At 32.3% G+C, this 17,899-nt stretch carries 21 protein-coding genes; 8 read left to right on the forward strand and 13 right to left on the reverse strand.

The genetic code is table 11. The features are described 5' to 3' along the window. Position 1: 1 nt before the first annotated feature. Positions 2-2,560 carry a DNA-directed DNA polymerase I gene (locus Nisw_RS08815; RefSeq protein WP_141978346.1) on the reverse strand — a complete coding sequence of 853 codons (2,559 nt, stop codon included), beginning with the start codon at positions 2,558-2,560 and terminating at the stop codon, positions 2-4. Positions 2,561-2,564: 4 nt separating this feature from the next. Next, positions 2,565-3,089: a cytidine/deoxycytidylate deaminase family protein gene (locus Nisw_RS08820; RefSeq protein ID WP_370510678.1), complete on the reverse strand. Its 525-nt coding sequence runs from the start codon at positions 3,087-3,089 to the stop codon at positions 2,565-2,567. Positions 3,090-3,206: 117 nt separating this feature from the next. Here Nisw_RS08820 and Nisw_RS08825 point away from each other — a divergent pair, with 117 nt between their 5' ends. After that, positions 3,207-3,395: a hypothetical protein gene (locus tag Nisw_RS08825; protein ID WP_141978350.1), complete on the forward strand. Its 189-nt coding sequence runs from the start codon at positions 3,207-3,209 to the stop codon at positions 3,393-3,395. Between the two features lie 13 nt (positions 3,396-3,408). Here Nisw_RS08825 and Nisw_RS08830 read toward each other — a convergent pair whose 3' ends face one another. Further along, complete coding sequence (locus tag Nisw_RS08830; RefSeq protein ID WP_141978352.1) at positions 3,409-3,654, reverse strand: hypothetical protein; 246 nt, start codon at positions 3,652-3,654, stop codon at positions 3,409-3,411. A 172-nt stretch (positions 3,655-3,826) separates the two neighbouring features. On the opposite strand from Nisw_RS08830, the gene Nisw_RS08835 reads away from it, so the two are divergent. After that, positions 3,827-5,335 (forward strand): DEAD/DEAH box helicase, encoded by a 1,509-nt coding sequence (locus Nisw_RS08835; RefSeq protein WP_141978354.1) that lies wholly within the window; start codon positions 3,827-3,829, stop codon positions 5,333-5,335. Here the strand turns inward: Nisw_RS08835 and Nisw_RS08840 are convergent. Together Nisw_RS08840 and Nisw_RS08845 are read right to left on the reverse strand one after the other, a co-directional pair. Beyond that, positions 5,332-5,607 (reverse strand): hypothetical protein, encoded by a 276-nt coding sequence (locus Nisw_RS08840; RefSeq protein ID WP_141978356.1) that lies wholly within the window; start codon positions 5,605-5,607, stop codon positions 5,332-5,334. The genes Nisw_RS08835 and Nisw_RS08840 overlap by 4 nt on opposite strands. Positions 5,608-5,694: 87 nt before the next feature. Beyond that, a complete protein-coding gene (locus tag Nisw_RS08845; protein WP_141978358.1) occupies positions 5,695-5,973 on the reverse strand; it encodes a peptidylprolyl isomerase in 279 nt (92 codons plus the stop codon). A 252-nt stretch (positions 5,974-6,225) separates the two neighbouring features. Between Nisw_RS08845 and Nisw_RS08850 the strand changes: the two genes are divergently transcribed. The 3 genes from Nisw_RS08850 to Nisw_RS08860 all read left to right on the forward strand — a co-directional run bounded on the left by Nisw_RS08850 (position 6,226) and on the right by Nisw_RS08860 (position 8,464). Beyond that, positions 6,226-7,605, forward strand: coding sequence for an HYR domain-containing protein (locus Nisw_RS08850; protein WP_141978360.1), 1,380 nt, complete (start codon positions 6,226-6,228; stop codon positions 7,603-7,605). 312 nt (positions 7,606-7,917) lie between these two features. Further along, entirely contained in the window at positions 7,918-8,112 is a 195-nt protein-coding gene (locus Nisw_RS08855) for a hypothetical protein (RefSeq protein ID WP_141978362.1), read from the forward strand. A 97-nt stretch (positions 8,113-8,209) separates the two neighbouring features. Further along, the gene (locus Nisw_RS08860; RefSeq protein ID WP_141978364.1) at positions 8,210-8,464 is read left to right on the forward strand and encodes a hypothetical protein; all 255 of its coding nucleotides are present in this window, start codon (positions 8,210-8,212) and stop codon (positions 8,462-8,464) included. On the opposite strand, the gene Nisw_RS08865 is transcribed toward Nisw_RS08860, so the two are convergent. Both Nisw_RS08865 and Nisw_RS08870 read right to left on the reverse strand, forming a co-directional pair. Continuing rightward, the gene (locus tag Nisw_RS08865; RefSeq protein WP_141978366.1) at positions 8,450-8,854 is read right to left on the reverse strand and encodes a pyridoxamine 5'-phosphate oxidase family protein; all 405 of its coding nucleotides are present in this window, start codon (positions 8,852-8,854) and stop codon (positions 8,450-8,452) included. The genes Nisw_RS08860 and Nisw_RS08865 overlap by 15 nt on opposite strands. Further along, positions 8,851-9,129, reverse strand: coding sequence for a hypothetical protein (locus Nisw_RS08870; RefSeq protein WP_141978368.1), 279 nt, complete (start codon positions 9,127-9,129; stop codon positions 8,851-8,853). The genes Nisw_RS08865 and Nisw_RS08870 overlap by 4 nt, the downstream gene beginning before the upstream one ends. Before the next feature lie 71 nt (positions 9,130-9,200). On the opposite strand from Nisw_RS08870, the gene Nisw_RS08875 reads away from it, so the two are divergent. Further along, positions 9,201-9,602, forward strand: a complete 402-nt coding sequence (locus Nisw_RS08875) for a DUF2203 domain-containing protein (RefSeq protein ID WP_141978370.1) — start codon at positions 9,201-9,203, stop codon at positions 9,600-9,602. On the opposite strand, the gene Nisw_RS08880 is transcribed toward Nisw_RS08875, so the two are convergent. The 6 genes from Nisw_RS08880 to Nisw_RS08905 all read right to left on the reverse strand — a co-directional run bounded on the left by Nisw_RS08880 (position 9,599) and on the right by Nisw_RS08905 (position 15,727). After that, complete coding sequence (locus tag Nisw_RS08880; protein WP_141978372.1) at positions 9,599-10,438, reverse strand: TrmB family transcriptional regulator; 840 nt, start codon at positions 10,436-10,438, stop codon at positions 9,599-9,601. The two genes, Nisw_RS08875 and Nisw_RS08880, sit on opposite strands and share 4 nt — an antisense overlap. A 264-nt stretch (positions 10,439-10,702) precedes the next feature. Then, positions 10,703-11,611 (reverse strand): type II secretion system F family protein, encoded by a 909-nt coding sequence (locus tag Nisw_RS08885; RefSeq protein ID WP_141978373.1) that lies wholly within the window; start codon positions 11,609-11,611, stop codon positions 10,703-10,705. A 4-nt stretch (positions 11,612-11,615) separates the two neighbouring features. After that, positions 11,616-12,539 carry a type II secretion system F family protein gene (locus Nisw_RS08890; RefSeq protein WP_141978375.1) on the reverse strand — a complete coding sequence of 308 codons (924 nt, stop codon included), beginning with the start codon at positions 12,537-12,539 and terminating at the stop codon, positions 11,616-11,618. Positions 12,540-12,541: 2 nt separating this feature from the next. Next, positions 12,542-14,152 carry a type II/IV secretion system ATPase subunit gene (locus Nisw_RS08895; RefSeq protein ID WP_141978377.1) on the reverse strand — a complete coding sequence of 537 codons (1,611 nt, stop codon included), beginning with the start codon at positions 14,150-14,152 and terminating at the stop codon, positions 12,542-12,544. A 191-nt stretch (positions 14,153-14,343) separates the two neighbouring features. Continuing rightward, complete coding sequence (locus Nisw_RS08900) at positions 14,344-15,171, reverse strand: hypothetical protein (RefSeq protein ID WP_141978379.1); 828 nt, start codon at positions 15,169-15,171, stop codon at positions 14,344-14,346. Then, positions 15,161-15,727, reverse strand: a complete 567-nt coding sequence (locus tag Nisw_RS08905) for a hypothetical protein (RefSeq protein WP_141978381.1) — start codon at positions 15,725-15,727, stop codon at positions 15,161-15,163. Before Nisw_RS08905 ends, Nisw_RS08900 begins: the two co-directional genes overlap by 11 nt. 435 nt (positions 15,728-16,162) lie before the next feature. On the opposite strand from Nisw_RS08905, the gene Nisw_RS08910 reads away from it, so the two are divergent. Together Nisw_RS08910 and Nisw_RS08915 are read left to right on the forward strand one after the other, a co-directional pair. Beyond that, positions 16,163-17,317, forward strand: a complete 1,155-nt coding sequence (locus tag Nisw_RS08910) for a hypothetical protein (protein WP_141978383.1) — start codon at positions 16,163-16,165, stop codon at positions 17,315-17,317. Next, a complete protein-coding gene (locus Nisw_RS08915; protein ID WP_141978385.1) occupies positions 17,314-17,868 on the forward strand; it encodes a hypothetical protein in 555 nt (184 codons plus the stop codon). The genes Nisw_RS08910 and Nisw_RS08915 overlap by 4 nt, the downstream gene beginning before the upstream one ends. The last annotated feature ends 31 nt before the right edge of the window (positions 17,869-17,899 follow it).

The following is a 17,899-nucleotide window of genomic DNA, read 5'->3' on the forward strand; positions in this document are numbered from 1 at the left end:
ACTAATTCCAGAAAAATTCGTCTAATCCTGTTTGTTTTGGTTTTCCTAAAATTGTATCAAAGTCCAAATCCATTGATGATGTTATTTGCTCAAGTGTGGATTCCATAAACTCCATGTATTTTTTAGAATCAATTTCTTCTTTTTTTGCCATCTCTACAGGTTTGACTCCTGGTTTGTTTAAGATTTTGATATAGGAAATTCTATCACCTTTTTTTATCTCTCGTATAGTTTCTAGTTGTTTTGCTGCTCGTATGTGTTGTGGAATGGTTTTTGTATATTCTGATGGTGCCTTACTTAGCATTACATTAAATGTCAAATCTTCTAATGGAATTTCTTTTGCTTCTACTTTTTTACCACATGTGGAAATTTTCTCAGAAATCTTCTTTTTAGCTTTTTCGAAATCTTCTACTGTTTGAACTTCTGACAACACATCAAGTAGTTCGTAAAATAATTTTTTGATAAATGGTGGAGTGTGTGATTTTTTCCCTGTGAGTCCTTTGACATCTACTTTTCCTTCTTTGGTAACTCCTAGATAGTTTTTCTTTCTGTTACTAAGCACACAATATCTGTATGTTTTATCAATCTCTAAATCTACTCCGTGATCTTTTTTTGCTTGTTCTATTACTGTTTGAATTTGTTCTTTAGTTGGGTTTTTGATAAATAATGAGTCAGTATCTCCGTAAAGCACCTCAATTCCGGTTGCCTCACATTTTTTAATTGTCTCTAAAATCGTGTGTCTTCCAATTGCAGTAGTTGCTTCTGCTGCTGGAAGAAAATACAATGGAAATATCTCTGCCCCCATTACCCCATAACTTGCGTTTAGAATTACCTTAAGTGCTTGGCTGACGACTGTATATTGCTGTCTTTGTTCTTCAGTTAACGTTTCTTTTTTTGATAAACTCTTGTAGTAATTTACCCTCAAATCTCTTAGCGAGCCTATAATCATCGATGTTAGCCCATTTTTCTTGGAGCATGTCCAGTGATTTGTTCCTGGAATTGAATTTTTTTTGCATTCTTCATGTGGGCATCTTACGGTTTCATATGATAGATTTCTTACCTTAATGATACTGGGATACAGACTTGCAAAGTCCATCACCACTACATCAAAATGAATTCCTTCTTTTGGTTCAACAACCAGTCCTCCTCTGTATTTTTTATCTTTGATAACTGCGTCTGACATTACTCCTTCTGATCTTCTTTCAAGCTCCTGTCTTTTTGGAATCAGACAATTTCGCTTTCTGTGTTCATAATACAATAAACTTCGAATCCATTGCGATACTCCCATTCTTGCAATATCGTCAATTGGCATTCTTCCAATTCTTGAAATGATTACAAGTAATTGCATCAATAATTCACTGTTAAAACTTGTAAGTTCGTATGTTAGCAAAGCATCATTATAACAATAGTTTGCTGTCTGATAGAGTGTTAACTGATCAAACTCTAAACCATAGTCTATCTTTTCTTTTCCAAGTAATGCTTTTGAGACTTCATTTAATGAAAAGTTTGTATATTTTTGACTAAAGGCATAGATTTGAAATGATCTATTTGAAAATGTTCTATACAAATCAAGATGCACACCTTGTTTGAGTGTTGCAGAATCCCTCATCATATAAAATGGATTATCGGAATTTTTTATTCCAAGTCTTTCTGCTCTGTTATACAAATATGGTAAATCAAATTCATCACCATTGTATGTGACAACAAATGGAAACTCTTTGATTATTTGAAATGCATCATAAATCATGTCTTTTTCTTTATCTAAATCATAAAATGTCACTTTGATGTTTTGGTCTAATTCGTTTGTACCTTGCTCTGTTCCTTCTGTTTTAAGCACAAAAATCTGGTCAAATCCGTCTGTTCCCTTCATTCCTATTGCAGTAACTTTTTTTTCAGCAATTTTTGGGTCTGGAATTCTTCCGACCTCTGCTTCTACTTCAATGTCTACACTGAGTCTTTTTATTTTTGGAATTGGTTGATTGAGCAAATCTGCCCATTCTGAAACAAATTTTTTGAATTCTTCAGCATCTACCATGCTTTCACTATCTACTTTATCCCATAGCAAACTCTTTAGTGCAATCTTTACTTCATCAGATATTTCCAAATCATGTGGTTGGATTTTTCCATTTGTGATCTCATAATATTTTCCAACTATTAGCTTTCTATCATACAAATAATTTTCATAATATTTGATATCGGATTCCCATGTCTCAATTACATTTCTAATACTCTTATCTCCTGTAGTTCCTCCTATTGCTAAGGGATCTGCCACTGTAATTTTTGACATGTTGATTTCTTTGTCTTTCATCAAATCATATCTTTGAACTGTTTTGATTTCTAAAACATCGTCTCTCTCTTGAAGAAACTCTAGTTCTTCTGGTGCTAATCGTGAATAACAATATGGTTTGTGACCAATTTCATCTTTCCATAAAAATAATTTTTGAGATTCTGGCTCATAGAACTTTAAAACTGCTGATTTTGAATTGTTATCATATGTAGCTGATACTAACATGGATGGTGGCATTGATTCAATTTTTTTTGTTTCTTCCATGTTGACTTGCATTTTATCATCCGGAGTTGTATTTGTTAACTAGTTCTTGAGCCCATTTTGCAATTTTTGTTTTATCTAATTGGATGACTTCTACACCTGCTTCTTTTAGTAAGTCAAAGTCTGTTTCTGGATAAGAATCAAGACATACAAATTTTCTAATCCCAATTGTAATTGCCATTTTTGTACATTCTAGGCATGGAACAAATGTTGTGTATAGTACTGCTCCTTCTATTCCTGCCTCTATTCCTAGTATTGCACAATGCATTATTGCATTAGCTTCAGCATGATTACAAAGACATCTGTCAAGTGACGCTCCTGATTCTATCTTGCCTTCCATCCTTAATTGACATCTCTTACAACCTCCATCAAAACAATTTTTGATTCCAGGAGGTGTTCCGTTATATCCTGTTGCTAATTGCCTGTGGTTTCTAACAATAACTGCACCAACCTGTCTTGTGACACAGTTTGAACGAAGTTTTGCAAGTTCTGCTTGTAGCATAAAATACTCATCCCAATTTGGTCTCTCAAAAGTACTCAACACAAATTCTGTTTGTCTGTTCAATATATGGATCACGTTAAAATCAGATTTTTTGCGATCAACACCTTCTTGAACAATATATGCACAAACTTCTTTAACATCCTCTAAACTGGTGATTTAATGGCAAGCTATACAGCAGAAGTAAACGCTATTCACAAAAAATTCAATAGCGCTGTAAAAAAGGCAAAGACCAAAAAATCTTTGAACAAAGCTTATAGTGTTCATAAAAAAGCACATGAACGATTATTGAAAAAGCACCTTCGCGAGGAGACTGCTATGATTAATCGTGCAAAGAAAAAACTAGACTAGTTTTCTTTCTTTTTTATTTTTTATTGAGATTTTGCACTAATTCTAAGAATTTGTCAATTATTATTTTTGGTTGTGAATCAGCCAGCGCTAGCATTGCCCTTCCCATCTCTGAAATTATTGTCTGTTGCTCTTGTGTGAGATCCTTTTTAATTGATTCATATTTTTCTAATTGTTCTTCTACTGTTCTCCAATTAGGATCTTTATTCAAAGATTCTAACAATGATTGAAAATACTCTTCATTAGAGTTTTGGTCGCTCATATCTGTATCAAACGATAATGGGATAAAAATGGGCTTGTTTTATCAATTTTGATGATTACTGATACTCTTCTAGGCACAAATCCTTGTCAATTTGAAAGTAGAGAGTATGTGTTTGTCAATGGTTAACTATACGAAAGCATAAAATCAATAAATTACAAATTTTCTTTGTACGATGACTGAATTTATCGAAAAAAAATATGTCAAAAAAGACTCTATTGAAAAACGAGATTATCAAGTTAATCTTGCTGCTCAGGCAATATCTGAAAATTGTATTGTTGTTTTACCAACTGGACTTGGAAAAACTGCAATTGCATTACAAGTTATTGCAGAATATCTATCAAAGGGTACTGGCGGTGCATTGTTTTTAGCTCCAACACGAGTTCTTGTGAATCAACATTATGAATTTCTAAAAGAAAATTTAACATTAGATGACGTCTCTTTGATTACTGGAGAAGACACCATTCAAAAAAGAACCAAATTATGGAATAACAGTGTAATTTGTGCTACTCCTGAAATTGCAAAAAACGATTTAGATAGAGGTATTGTTTCACCTGATCAATTTAATCTTGTAATATTTGATGAGGTGCATAGAACTGTTGGGGATTATGCATATTCTGGTATTGCAGAACGTTTTGCGGATTCTAGTGCAAGAATTGTTGGGATGACTGCAACATTACCTAGTGAAAAAGATAAGGCAACCGAAATTCTAACCAAACTGAAAATCGCCAGTGTTGCTGAAAGAACAGAAACTAGTCCTGATGTAAAACCATACACTCAAGAGACAAATACTGAATGGATAAACGTAGAACTGCCTCCTGAATTAAAAGCAATTCAAAAATTATTGAAATTGGCTCTTGATCAAAGATATGAAACATTACGTGATAATGGAATCAAATTAGCTGAACAGCAATCTCTTTCTGCACTATTGAGAATTAGACAATTTGTATTAAATCAAAACAGACGTTCTGCAAAGCCGCTATTTACTGCAATCAGAATTCATTATGCTCTAAATATCTTGGAAGCTCATGGAATAACTCCATTTTTGAAATTTTGTGAGCGTGCTCAGGCAAAAAAGGGTGCAGGAGTAAAGGAACTTTTTGAAGTTGATCCAAATTTTACTCGTGCAGTTCATCTTGCAAAAGAAGCTCAATCTAGAGGAATTGAGCATTCTAAAATTCCTAAATTAAAAGACATCATTGAATCTGTTCCTGGAAAAGCTTTAATCTTTACTAGCTATCGTGACTCTGTTGATTTAATCTACAGTAAACTTACTGAATTAGGTGTCTCTGCCGGAATTTTGATTGGAAAAGCAGGAGAGACCGGTTTAAAACAAAAAAAGCAAATTGAAACTGTTCAAAAATTTAGAGATGGCATATTTGATGTGTTGATTGCAACACGTGTTGGAGAAGAAGGTCTAGATATTGCTGAAGTAAATCAGGTTATCTTTTATGACAATGTTCCTAGCTCAGTTAGATTTGTCCAAAGAAGAGGTAGGACTGGAAGAAAAGATACTGGAAAATTAGTTGTGCTGATTGCAAAAAATACCATTGATGAGACATACTATTGGATTGGAAAACGAAAAATGACTGCATCAAAATCTATGGGTGACAAAATGACTAAAGTGTTAGAAAAAAATCAAGAAATTGTTTCTAAAAAAACAGGTCTTGATGCATTCATCTAATTTTGGTATTGTTTTTTAATTTCTTGTAAAATTAATTGTTTTTTCTGAATAATTTTGTTTTTCATTCCTGATTCTAAATGATGAGTGCTGGAACCTTTTGCTGCAAGTAGATTTTCCAATCTGATTTCAAATTGGTTTTCTAGAAAGTTTATTGTTCCTTCAAAACCCCCTTCTATTTCTAAACTCTCAAATGCGTCTCTTGCAAGATTTGTAATTGATTTATCCAAATATGTCAAAACTTCTTCAATTGTTTTCTCTGTAAGTATTGCCATGTCTATATGTACGCATGATATTCATGTTTATTTTATTTTGGTTTGTAAGAGTCAAAGTTGAAACTCTTCGTTTAAAATCTAAAATAGTTATCCGAACCTTTTGATGATGTGGTATCCAAATTCTGATTTTACTGGTTCCGATGTTTCTCCGACTTGGAGTTTAAATGCTGCATCTTCAAACGGTTTTACCATCATGCCTTTTGTAAAATATCCTAAATTCCCATCTTTTTTGGCACTACCTGAATCAATGGATAATTCTTTTGCTAATTTTCCAAATTTTTCACCGTTCTTTAATTTCTCCATTATTGCAAGTGCTTCGCTTTGTTTTGAGACAAGAATATGTGAACATTTGATCTTATTACTCATTTACATTTTTGAATTATGAGGCGTCTTTATTTGTTTAGAGCCTGAACTGAAATAAGGAGACTGCTGCTTATTTTGCATCTCATTTAATTCCCAAAACAGTCTACGCACCTTTACAGACTTATTTTGAATCCTGCTTGTTCTCAAAAAAGCAACTATTCTTTATGGATTCAGTTTTCATTCTTGAAATAGAACAGGCTTAATTTGTTAGAAATTAATGATCAATTATTTTAATGGGTATTATTATGATAACATATGAAAACTATTCTGATTTTTGCTCTTTTAGCTTTGACTATTGGAATTGCATTTGAGGATGTTTATGCACAAACTGTTCCTGAACCCGAACCTGAACCCGAACCTGAGCCATCTGATGTTATTCCTCCTGTTGTAACTGTTCCTGAGGACTTTATTGTTGCTGCTAAGGATATTACTGGCGCATATGTTGTATTTGATGGTGTTAGTGCTACTGATGACATAGATGGTGATATTGTTCCTGTATGTACTCCTAATTCTGGCGATTTCTTTTGGTTTGGAATGAATACTGTAATCTGTACTGCTATTGATAATGCAGGAAATAAGGGTCAAGCTTCTTTTACTGTAACTGTTGCAGATCTAGTTCCTCCAACTGTAAACGTTCCTGAAAATATTGTACTGGAATCAACAATTACCAGTGATCTAATTGTTACATTTGATACCGATGTTAGTGCTACTGATGACCTAGATGTAGTTGATCCTATTGTTGACTGTACTCCTCAATCCGGCAGTGAATTTATCATAGGAACTACTGAAGTAATTTGTACTGCTATTGATAATGCAGGAAATAAGGGTCAAGCTTCTTTCACTGTGACTATCAATAATTTGTTAACTGTTCTTAATGAAGAACTTTTGGCACTTGGAGATTTATCTCCTAATGACTTGGAAAATCTGGGAACTCATGTTTCTAAGTTTGTAAGGACTTCTAACATATTGTTCAAATTAGAACAACAAGGAATCAAAGATTTACAGTCTGAATTTAATGAATCTCAAAAATTGGGAGATTCTGCAAAAACCCGAACCGAATTTAATAAAGATCTTTCAGAATTTAGAAAAGATATTCGCATTTTGAGACAAGATTATCAGGATATTTTTGAAGACTATCGTAATGAGGTAAAACAACTAATCAAAGAGAAAAAAGGATTGACTGTCTCTGATAAGAAAAACCTCCAAGAATTTGAAAAAATTAAACTACGAATACAAAATACTGAAGCCCAATCTCTAGATAAGGTTAATTCCTTTATTGATGAAAGCTTAAACCAAGAACTCAAAATAAATGAAAATAAACTAAGGAAACTTAATCAATTAATTGCATTTTCTGAATTTCCATTAAACCAATTTTCTGACTCTCAAATTGCAAAATGGAAACAGGAACAAATTGAATTATTCAGTACTGTCCAAGCCCTAAAAATTGTGATGAGTAGTTCAGATAAGGACCAAAAATCTGATGCTCAATCTCTAATCAAAGAAATCAAAAATCAGATAAAAGAAGAAAAGAAGAAAGAGGAGAAACAAAAAGAAAACAAATCTAAAAACAACTCTGATAAAGGCAAAAGTGGAGATAATTCGAAAAAATCCTCAAACAAAGGTAAGAAAAAATAGTATAGAATCTGAAAATTTTAAGAGTTAATTTTTACACCTATTTGTGTCCCTTTTGACCCTAAAAAGATAGTTGAATTCCGTGGTGTTGAATCTAAAATTACTTTTACAATATTTGTAAACAAGAAAATAATTATTTAAAATCTAAAATCAATAAGAGCATTTAATCTTATTATTCATTTACATTTTTGAATTATCTGTGCCTTAATTATTTTGGAGTCTTGAACTCCATCTAATGACTTTGACAAATTAAACAAATTCAGATTTTTGAAAATAAAGCTACTGTTTTTCTATATCTATATTTCATAATTGTTGATGCACTGTAATGGATCTTGTAAAAAATACAAGGCAACAAGTACCAGTGTTGATGGTGGAAGATATGAACTGGGACAAAAGAGGTGTCCTGAATGTGAATTGTTCCTTAATTGGGAAGGTTTGTGGTGCCCTTGCTGTGGCCGTTTACTTCGAACCAAACCTCGGGCAAAAAAAGTAAAGAAGAGTAAACGATGATTTTACACATTAATGATCTACAAATGTTCCTTTTTGGAACTATTGATCATCTAAAAATTCCATCGATTTTAACATTAAAAATCACTATAGTCTCTTTATGGGAAATGTAGTGTTGCCTCTGTTGGGCATTGCCAGTATTGCCTTGTTGTTTGGTATGGGAACGGTTTTACCAGCAATGGCTGAATCATTTCCCATAAAGATAGTGTCTGATGCTATCTCTCCTGAAGGTAAGGTCTATGTCTCAGTTGACTTTGATAATGATGGTGTCTGTGATGAGCAGGCAGTTTTGATTTCAATAGGTACTATTGAAAAAATAGGTATAACACAACAGTGTTTGCTACCTGCTATCTAATCCCCAACTGGTTTTGTTTTTTGGAATAATTTTTAGAAATGGTGCTTCGTTTTCCTTCCATGGGTCTCGTCTGACCCATTCAAATTTTTGATGGAAAATATTGTATAATTTTTTGAATTCATCTCCGTTTTCTATTATCTCTGTTTTACCTTGAATTAACACTGCTTTGTGTTTCCCTGACTTGTAAATATCTATTATTACACTTGAATTTGGATTCGTTTTTAGATTCTTGTATGTTCTTGTTTCATAATCTGTAGCAATAATGATTGTATTTTCATCGAGTACAAATGATACTGGTTTGACATGCGGAACATCATCATGTGATGTAGCTATTCTAGCTTCTTCTAATGAATTGAGAAACTCTGTCTCTCTTTCATTGAATTCTATCAACTAAAAATCCGTTCTCTGATTTCTGGTATGTGTTTGTAGACAATGTCTCTAACTTTGATTTGATCCTCTGGTGTTGGCATTTCTTTTTGTGCACTAAGTATTGCTCCACTCATTCCTAATGCCATACCCATTACAATTCCATAGACAAATTCTTTAGGATCTTCTACTTTTAGGACTTCTTTGTTTTCTTTTATCTCATCAAGATATGCAGGAATTGTTGCTACAGCTCCATTAATTGTTTGAACTATTATTGCTTCTAATTGCTCTTCACTCATAATTCTCTTCATAGAGTTTTACTAATAAATTTGCGCCTAAGATTTTTAATCGAGAAATATAGAGTCTTTTCATGTTCTCATTTTTCACTACAAATGAAGCAAATGAAGCACTTCCTGATGTAATTAAGAAATTTGAATATGCATTAGCAAAACAAAATGAAGTAAAAAAACTTGAACAGCAATTACAAATGAGTGTATCAACTACTAATTCTTTTGAGGATTATGTGACTCTAAAACAACAACTAAACTCTGCCATAACAAAATTCTATGAAGCAGTTGAAATCCTTGAAAATACTGGAGTTGTAGTTAAAAGCATCGAACAAGGCTTGCTAGACTTTCCTGCAAAGAGATTTGATGAAGAGGTCTGGCTGTGCTGGAAATATGGTGAAACTGAAATAAAATTCTGGCATGAGAAAGACTCTGGATTTATGGGGAGAAAGCCTATCGAAGTTAGTGATGAATCTCTTGTTTAATTACTAACGAAATTCTTTACATCAATTGTTTTTAGTGGATTTGATGTTTCCCACAAAAATTTACAGAGTGTAAAGATATTGTCTACCATTTCAGTCGAGTTTGTACATAATGAAAAATCAGAATCAGAATTAGAATGCTGAAATGATGCTGCAGAATCTGACATTATCATTTTTTTGTCTTTTTGAACAATTAATCTTCCTTTGGATGGTAATTTACCAATTTTAGTTTCAGTTGCATTGAATCTCTTTACAAATGGTGTGAGTTTTGTATCATTCATATCAACCAATAGTCTCACACTACCTCCATTCTTTTCACATATGGTAATTTTTTCTGGTATGGTACTATGATACATTCTTGAAACATCATCTAATGTTGTAACAATGTATAACACATCTGTTGTTTCTTCAATCATCTGTGCAATATCTGCATAAATGTTCTGGCGACCTTGTACCACTCTAAATGTTGGAATTGAACTACTTTGATTTGTTGTAATTTCATTATTGATCTTTTCAATAATGGCCTCTCCTGATTTTTTGATTTTATTTACTTCATCTTCTTTTTTACCTAATGTTATTTTCAATGCTTCGTGCGGTTCAACTGCAATACACAATTTTGGGCTAGATAATGTAGTTGAAATAATATTTCTGCTTACTAGTCTATCTACTGTTCTGTACATTCTTGCTCTGTCAATATCTAACTCTTTTGCTAATGCACTGGCAGTTATGGGACCTGCTCTAAGTAAATTAAGGTAAACTTTAGCCTCTAAATCATCTAAATCCAGAATTTCCTCTAGTTCTGCGGCAATTCCGCTTACTTGATCCTCATATGACATCATATTGCCCCCTCTCCTTTGCATTCTGGATTTCTTTTGGCTAATCGCATTTAGTATTTTCGTAGAATTTCTACTTAACTCACAACCTATTATCCTCATACTGCTACAATTTGTATATGTGATGAATTGATTAGAGCAAAGCCTCTGCCTGCAATTAATGCAACATACATAATTGACAATTAAATTTTCATGAGTAATTGCTGGGTTGTTCGTATTGATGAACAAACATAGATTTTGTTTGTTCAAATGAACAAACATTTTATCATTTTACATCACATTAAATGCAATTACTGCAATTACGATCATAACTACTACATGTTTTGTTCCTGCAACATATGATCCAGATCCAATTTTTCCTGCAGCCAATCCTCCAAAGACTGCTTCGATTACTGCCATGTTAAATAGTGCTGATTCTAATTTTTCAATTTCCATACTTGCTAAAGATCCAAATAATCCATCTGTTCCACTACCTGCAGCCAAAAGTCCTTCTTGAACTTTTTCTATCTCTGTAAAGAAACTAGTTGTTAGTAACACTGCAACTGCCAAAAATACTACAAATGAAATGTATATTGTGTATGTGTATGGCTGTAGAGCTGATTTCCTACTCTTTTCGATATTTTGCATTTCAGAAACATGTTTTTGAATCATCTCTAGATTTTCTGTAACATCTCCTCCAATCTTCATTGCCATCTCTAAGAGAACTGTTACTCTTCTTGAAACTCTAGTCCCAGTTCTCTCTGCGAAATTCTCAAATGCCTCTTCAATTGGGGTTCCCCAACTGATATTTGCTCTTAAATTTTTTAATTCTGGCGTCAATGCACCTAGATTTCTATCTGCAGCCTGCTCAATTGCCTTGATTAGGTTGGCTCCACTTTGAACTGAACTCAGCAATGCAAGTAAAAACACTGGTAGATTCCTATCTATGCTATCTCTTCTTTGAACTTCTTTTAGTTGGTGAATTGTAAAAGGAATTATTCCAACCAAAATTCCAAAAATTAATCCTACATCTCTAATTGTTGTAGAATCTGAATACTCTGAAAAGTAAAAACTCATTGTAATTACGCTAATTGATGCAACAATTGAAAATATTCCACTCTTTAACATCTCATTTTTTAATATTGATTGTTTTGGTTCTATCTCAATTGATTTTCTGTTTTTTCTTTCGACTCTTTCCATTTTCCTACCTCTTTGGAACCATTGTATCCATCATTACCAACATCAGTACTCCACTAAGTGGAATTACTGCAAAAGTTAGAATATTCATTAAAGTTAACAAATCAAATCCTGCTAAACTGGGACTCATGATGCCCATAATTGATAACATGATTACTGCAAGTAATGGGAAAACAATTAACAAAATTGTATAAATTTCAGCGACACTTCCTAATGACTCTGTAGTTTTTTGCATGAGCATCTTTTTTTCTTCTAGCTGAACTTTTGCAGTTGCGTTAAAGTATTCTTTAAGATCTCCTCCTGATTGAACTGTTATTATTGCACCATCTAACAATTCTGAATATGGTCCTGTTGGTGTTCTGTTAATCAAATCTTTGATGGCACTGATCAAATCCATTCCTAAAATATCGATATTTCTTACAATGAATCTTGCATCTTTTACAATATCCTCATCAGTCTCTTCTTTTGCAATTGCCTTGAAAATTCCCTCTAACGTAAGACCACTAGTTGCCAATGTTGACATGTATCCGATAAAATGAGGAATTTCCTCTACTAGCTTTGCAGCTCTGTTTTTTACTCTGATTGCAGGAATCATCTGCAGTATTCCAAAAGTCATTCCAAACAGCATCAATCCTGTAAGTAAAGGCATCAAGAATCCTATACTTGCTGGCTGGATATTGATGAATTGAGATGCAATTATGCCCATAATCACACCACACATGCCTGCAATCATGCTAAAGAACACCATGCTGGATACATAGACTTCAAATGGAATTGGCATCATTGCCTGCTTGATTGATTTTTCAAGTGATCTTAATTTTGGATGTAAAATCTTTACATGATCATTTAGTATTTTGTAACTAAAAACATGAATCTGCCCTACTGACTCTTCTCTTTGTTTCTTTTTTTGTTTAGTTCCTATTATGTTCAAAATTACACCTCCAATCTTTTTCTCTCGTAGAATCTTTCTGGATTTGCATAGTAATCCATGATGTTTGCAGTCACTTCTTTATGATCACGTATGTCATTTTTTACCATCCATTCTAATGCTGATTTTCTTTTGGTTAATTCATAATTGATCTTTTCTTCAGAATCTCCATCTCTTTCTTTGATTTTTTTGAAAATTACACTGTCTCCCATGTAATCATGAGTATCCGTTTTTGGATTCCATTTAAAAATTTCATGAGTCTTAATCTGCCCTGTTTTCTCATCAATTCCATTAATTTCTGAAACTTGAATAATCCTTCTAACTGATTTTTCTCCAATTCGGATTTTCAATTGTAAAGTGATTAAATCTAAACTGTTTGAAATTAATGCTTTGGGAACATCCATTGGAGATGAAGTTAATCTTGTTAATGTTGCATCTACTGAATCTGCATGTATGGATGAAAACCCTCCGTGACCTGTTGCCATTGCCTGGAATAACGTATATGCTTCTCTACCTCTTGTTTCTCCTACAATAATTATATCTGGTCTCTGTCTTAGAGCTGCTCTTAGCAAGTCAAATTGATTGATTTCTCCTATCTGGGTATCTGTAAAGTTTTGTCGTGATACTGCAGGAATCCAATTCTCATGTGGCAAGTTTAATTCTTGAGTGTCCTCTATACTGACAACCTTCTGACCAGGTCTGATAAATGATGCAAGAGCATTTAGTGCTGTTGTTTTTCCACTTGCGGTTCCTCCTGCAATAAGCATTGTTGCACGTTTTTCGGCTAAATACCACATGTATGCAGCAATATCTACTGATATTGTTCCGAATTTTATCAAATCTATGATTGTAATTGGATCTGCTCGAAATCGTCTAATTGTAAACGTACTTCCCCTCTTTGTAATTTCATGACCTAGTGTTAGATTGATTCTACTTCCATTTGGAAGTGATGCGTCGATAATCGGGTCTGCCATTGAGACATGTTTTCCACAAATGTATGCCATCTTTCTTGAGAAATTATTCAACTCTGAATCTTTTTCAAAAATGATATTTGTTGGCATTGATTCATGCTCTCTATGCCATATGTAGATTGGAATATTTGTCCCATCACAACTTATCTCTTCAATCATATGATCTCTCATTAATGGTTCAATTTTTCCAAGATATACAAAATCTCGAATTGCATAATAGTTAATTTTTGCAATATTTTTTGGCGGAATTTTTAATCTGTATTTTTTAATCATTGATGATATCTTTTTTTTCAACCTTCGCTCTGCATCTTTTTTTGATTTAATTTCATTCATGGAAACAGTTAGTTCTGTTATGAGCAATTTCTTTATGATTTCAAATGCCTTTTGGTCTCTTTCTGTAAGGATTGGTTCTATTACCTGATATCTTAAACCTCCTTTTGCAGTTGGATCTTTAATTACGCCTGCATGAATTTCATTTTCATCCCACTCTAGCTTTGACAATGTCATGAATTGAGGTATCTTTTCATCTTTAGATGAATTGGAAGTTTTTTCAGAAACTCTGAGTTTTTCATCTGATTTTTCTTTTCCATTAATTTGCAAATTTTGCAATCCTGAAAATCTGTCCTTGAAAATATTTAGCCTCAATTTGAGGTTCTATGTACAAGTAATGTGTTTTAACACTTGTTCGTCCATATGAACAACGTCTTTTATAATAAATTTCATTTAATGAGATAATTTTACTAGCGAAAGCTCTTTTCAGGCGTGAATTATGAGTAATTTTGTATAAAATTTGTGGTAAAATCTGGATTTTTTTACTGTTTGTTTTAATGTACAAACTACACTATCTTGAAATCACTATTATCGAAAACCATTATTTTCAAATCCGAATAAAATGATAATAAGTTGGGCTCTGTAATTGGTGCCTCTCCTGGATGAGCAGCATTATTTCTCATTGTAAAACAAATTTCTAAACGATCATGCTCATTTGTATCAATTAATCCCCAATACTCCACAATCCATAGAATATCTGTATCAAAAACAGTTTGTAATTCGGAAAGAGAACCAATATCAAATGATTTGCTGAATCTTTTGTACCTTCCTTTAGTTTTGCCTTTCATCTCTACACTTTTTCTATTAAATTCGTCAAAACCATTTTTTTCAATTACTTTATGGATTCTTGCAATGGCTGCACTCCAGCCCAGTACTACTGATGCTCTAAAATATCCTTGATTTGCACAATTCACCGCTTCTGTCAAATACTCAATTTCATCATTAGTTGCATGTTCTGTTAGAGATTCTAAATCTAATAACTCTGTATTTTGAAAAGGATTTTTTGTGATTTCAAACTTTAACTTTCTTAATTTTGGAATAATATTATCCATGCATTCCAAATAACTTGTTTTTCTAGAAACACTTGAAGATAATTTTAATAATTTATCAAAAATTAATTCAAGTTCTGTTATTAGTGATTGTTCAATTTTTAGAGTAACTAAATCTATCTTGATACCTTCATACCAGGTTCTTACAAATTTCTCTACTTCGTTACGAGTTTCTTTTTTTGAAATATTTGTGGGCTGAGATTTTAATGACGAATTAAGTTTTTTTGTAGTTTTTTCTAGATTTTCTAAATCTAATAGAATCTCTTGTTTTGATTTAGAGTTCATTTATTGTTTCAGATAGTTTTTCTTTACCGTATGGAGATAATTTTACATGTTCTTCGTCGTCAAGATCTTTGAATAATTTTTTATTGTTGTTAAAATTATTCATGAAGTTTTTACGATTGAGGCATTTGTTTTCATCGCATCTTTTTCGAACATCTTCCATGGAAAATTCAAAAGAACCATTAGTTTTGAGTGTATTTTCTAATGCAGTCATCAATGCAATTTGGATCTGAGCTTTTGAAGTAACAGTGGTTGAAATTTTATACGTAGGGGCAATTTCATCTTTACCTGAAATTATGAATTGTTCATAAATTTTCCCTTCATCTAAAGAAAATTGTCTAAAGAATGCTCTAACTTCAATTGGTACTTGAAAGTCAAATTGATTCTCTTGTGTAGGAATTTCATTTTTTTCTATAATTTTTTCTTCAGTTTTAGATTTATTCGAAGATAATTCTGATTCAAGTAACATTTCAAAACATGTTGTTCTATAACTTTCAGGAATACTTTCCACAATTTCTACTATTTTCTTTATTTTTGGTTCAAGTTCTTCATAATCCATAAAAAATTATGAATTGATGAACATAATAAGCATTAAGATTTGTATTGTGTTTTTTATAATAATACGCTTTAATATGTGCAAGATTGCGCATAGGTTTAAAAATTAATTTTTATATTTAACAAAACCAATTTTCTTAAAAAATGATGTAAAAACTACTCAAAATTCATTTTCTATAATTCCTCATATGTGATGTTGTATTTGCTAATGTGGCCATTATTTTGCAGCTGAAACGTCAACAATTTCAAATGTTTACGAGATTTTAGATAGCCATACTACAATCTAGTAATGTATGCCAACGGGCCTACATTAAATGAAAAATGTTGTAAGAGACACATTTTGTTCGTCCATATGAACAACATTTTCCTTTTACTCTTCATTCTATTATGAAAACTACCATGGCCAATGTGAATTTCTCGTACCTAGTGAGGCAGAGCTATGATATTTAGAAGAAAATCATCTGAACTGTCCTCATTTGAGACAAAATCTGATTCAAAATCATCTGGTTTTCAGAGTATCTCTTCTATCTTTAAGGGCAACTCTGATGATCCCTCTCTTGAATCTGTGCCTGAATATGCTATAGAGTCTGAACATCTCATTGAAACAGAACCTGCCAAACCCTCTCCAAACAAATCTGTTAGATTGATTCAAGAAATTCAAAAACTCCCAGATAAAACAATAATTCCCTTTGTCGATTACAATGAGGGACAATTACTCTATCCAATCTTATCTGAAATTGGACAATCCTCAGATAATCTATCTTATCTTGATGGATTAGTTTCTGATGGAATCTTAGAAAAAAAGATTTATGAAAAATTAATTGTTTGTCCTATTCATTCTGATACATTTTCCTCTAGTGTTCGATTATACTGTCCAAAATGTCACTCTATGGATGTAGAAAAATTAAATTTGTTTGAACATAAAAAATGTGGATACATTACAGAAAGCAGTAATTTTGATTTTAGTGATAATGAAAAATCATATTGCCCTTCATGTAAAAAACCAATAACAAATTTTGAAAAGGAAATAAGAGTACCTGCTATGTGGTATCAATGTAATGATTGTTCAGAGAAATTCGATGATGCTGTAGTTAAATTACATTGTAGAAAATATGAGCATGATTTTGACACAAATTCTGGACAGTTTGTATCTACATTCAGATACAAATTAAAAAATTCAGAAATTTCTGTAAATTCTGATACTAGTGAAATTAAAGATGAAATTCAAAAACTATTGGTTGGATTCAATTTTGATTCTCATCTCAATTATTCTATTCAGGGAAAAAGTAACAATATACATGAAATTCCAATTTATGGAAAAAACAAAACATCTGGTGAATCAATTTTAATTTTCATCAAAAATCAATCTCATGGAATTGATCAAACCGATATGAATTCAATTTTGGTCCCCAAATTGGATATAGGACCTACTCATACACTACTGATCACTGTTTCTGCAATAACTGATGGTGTGGAGCAATTGGCAAAACATTATGGAATTTACATTATTTGTGAGCCTGATTCATCTCAAATAATTTCTGCTGTTGAAGAATTTGTTTCAGAATGGTATTCAAAAAATGGTGACAAAAAGTGAAAAATGTCTCAAAAAAACCTCATCTGACGAATAGACGTGCAGTCAGTCAAGTAATGGGCAGTATAGTAATTTTAGGAATAGTCACTTCTGTTGGTTCTGTAATTTTGTTTAATGGTATGGGTAGTATCAGTGCATTTACTTATGATCTTTCATTTCATGAAAAATCAAAAAATGAAATTCATCGTGAATACATAATTTTTGAACACATTAGATTTGTCCCTAATGATGATAATATTGAAATTGATTTAGCAAATATTGGAACTGTTGAATCAACAATTTCTAATATAACTATCTTAAAAATTGATACACAAGAAATTATTGCTAATTGGGTAGATGTAGAAGAAACCATTCATGTTGAAACAAATCAAAAAATAATTCTTGACAGTACTGACATATCACTTACTAATGGATTTCTAACTCAAACATGGGATGATGATTATTACTATTATGTCAATGGAGTTCCCTCCAATGGAATTGCCAAATACAAAATTTCATTGACTACTGTCAAAGGAAATTTTTTCACAACTGTGGCGAGTCCGTTTAATACATAGGTGAAAATATTGTCTCATGTATATTTTATAA

The organism is Candidatus Nitrosopumilus sp. SW (assembly GCF_006740685.1).
Classification (GTDB): domain Archaea; phylum Thermoproteota; class Nitrososphaeria; order Nitrososphaerales; family Nitrosopumilaceae; genus Nitrosopumilus.